General features: G+C 68.4%; 3 protein-coding genes. All 3 read left to right on the forward strand.

Features of this window, described 5'->3' with window-relative positions; all coding sequences use genetic code 11:
• Positions 1–585: DUF4113 domain-containing protein (locus I53_RS15375; RefSeq protein ID WP_043352175.1), on the forward strand; the 585-nt coding region annotated here is incomplete at its 5' end.
• 339 nt (positions 586–924) lie between these two features.
• Positions 925–1,674: a glucose 1-dehydrogenase gene (locus I53_RS15380; RefSeq protein WP_043352177.1), complete on the forward strand. Its 750-nt coding sequence runs from the start codon at positions 925–927 to the stop codon at positions 1,672–1,674.
• 11 nt (positions 1,675–1,685) lie between these two features.
• Positions 1,686–2,158, forward strand: a 473-nt coding sequence (locus I53_RS15385; protein WP_043352178.1) for an AraC family transcriptional regulator ligand-binding domain-containing protein, incomplete at its 3' end; no start/stop codon positions are given.

Raw genomic sequence — 2,158 nt, forward strand, 5'->3', positions numbered from 1 at the left:
CTGCCGCTGGAGATGGTGCCGGCGCGGCGGAAGGGCTGCGCGGTGACGCGCTCGTTTTCCAGCCGGATCACCGAGCGGGCGGTGCTGGAGGAGGCGGTGGCGGCGCACGCGACGCGGCTCGGGGAGAAGCTGCGGCGCGAGGGGCTCGGCACCAACCACGTGACGATCTTCTACCACACGAGCGAGCACGACCGCGACGCGCCGATGCGCTCGGTCTCGACGACCGTGCAGCTGCCAGAGCACAGTTCGGACACGCTGGCGCTGATCAAGGCCGCGCGGCACGGGGTGGCGCGGACCTGGCGCGAGCCGGACGCGCGACCTTGGCGGTACAGCAAGGCCGGGATCGTCACAAACGACCTCGTGCCGCTGTCGCACAGTCCGCGGGCGCTGATCGGCGCGCTGGACCGGGAACGATCGGGCCCGCTCATGGCGGCGATGGATGCGTGCAACGCGCGCTGGGGCCGCGGCGCCGTGGTGCCGGCGCGCGCGGGGCTGGTGAGCCGGCGCGACTGGAACACGAAGTTCGAGATGCGCACGCCGCGCTACACCACGCAGGTGTCGGAGCTGCCGGTGGCCCAGGCTTGAAGCGTCGCCGCGGTGGGCAAGAGACTGCTGTGGGTGGTTTTGCGACGATCTGCTTTCGGATCACGATACGGATAAGCAGACATTCGGCGAAAGGCGATTTGCTCGAAAGAGGATCTGACCATTCCGAATGGCCGAACGGCCTTTGATGCTCGCCTTCCACGAAAGCCAGCCTGCGCCACGACGCTCCCCCACGGATCGCCGCATACCGAATGGCGGATATTGCAAGTCTATTGGCATGACGTGCTAGTTCAAAGACGATGCAAACCGTCGATGTGTCGGTCGGTCGCCCCGGGTTCTCCGGTGGCGGCATCCTTGGCTCAGACACGAACGGACCCTTCCATGGCCGACAAGATCGCACTCATCACCGGTGGAGCGACCGGCATCGGCAAGGCGACGGCGCTGATCCTGGCGCGGGGCGGCGTCAAGGTCGTGATCACCGGCCGTCGCGACGACCGCGGGCGCCAGGCCGTCCAGGAGATCGAGGCCGCCGGTGGCGAGGCCTCCTTCGTCAATTGCGACGTCGACAGCGAGGAGGCGGTCGGCCGGACCGTCGCGGACATCGTCGCGCGCTACGGCCGCCTCGACCTCGCGGTGAACAACGCCGGCATCTCGAACGAGAACAAGACCATCGGCGCCTCGAACACCGACGCGTTCAACGGCATGCTCCAGACCAACGTCCTCGGCCTGTACTTCTGCATGAAGCACGAGATCCACCAGATGGAGCGACAGGGCGGCGGCGCCATCGTGAACCTGGCGTCCATCGCCGGCCTGAACGGCATTCCCTGGGCCGGGACCTATGCCGCGACCAAGCATGCTGTGGTCGGCCTGACGAAGTCCGGCGCCCTCGACTACGCGACCAAGAACATCCGCATCAACGCCGTCGCGCCAGGAGCCATCAAGACCGACCTGATCGAGAAGCAGATCGAGCTCGGGCAGTACGACGAGGCGATGATCTCCGGCATGCATCCGATGGGCCGGATGGGCCATCCCGAGGAGATCGCCAACGGCATCGTCTGGCTGCTCTCCGACGAGGCGTCTTTCGTCACCGGGCATGTCTTGAACATCGATGGCGGCTTCCAGGCTAAGTAGGGAAACCCGAGATGGCGTCGCGTCCCCCCGACCGGCTCAAGGTCGCTCCGGCCTTCTGGCAGGGGCTCGACGCCGTCGGGCTCACCCCGACGGCGGTGCTGCGCCATTCGCGGCTTCCGGCCAGCCTCGCCGCCGATGCCCGCGCGCAGGTCACCACGGCGCAATACTTCGCGCTGTGGCGGTCGCTGGAGGCGCTGTCGCCGGCCCCCGACGTCGGGATGAGGCTGATCGTCGGGATGGAGCCCGGCACGCTGCCGCCGGCCTTCCTCGCCGCCTACTACGCCCGCGACCTCCGCGAGGCGCTGACGCGGGTCGCGCGATTCAAGGCCCTGTGCTCGCCGGAGGAGATGATCCTGGAGGAGGACGGGGCGTCGGCCACGATCAGCCTGGCTTGGCCGTTCGCAGGCGAGGATGCCCCGGCGGCGCTCGTCGACGCTGCCTTCGCCTCGTTCGTGGAGCTCGGTCGCCGCGGCNCGGTCGGTAT

Source organism: Methylobacterium sp. B1 (genome assembly GCF_000333255.1).
In the GTDB taxonomy this organism is placed as follows: Bacteria; Pseudomonadota; Alphaproteobacteria; order Rhizobiales; family Beijerinckiaceae; genus Methylobacterium; species Methylobacterium fujisawaense.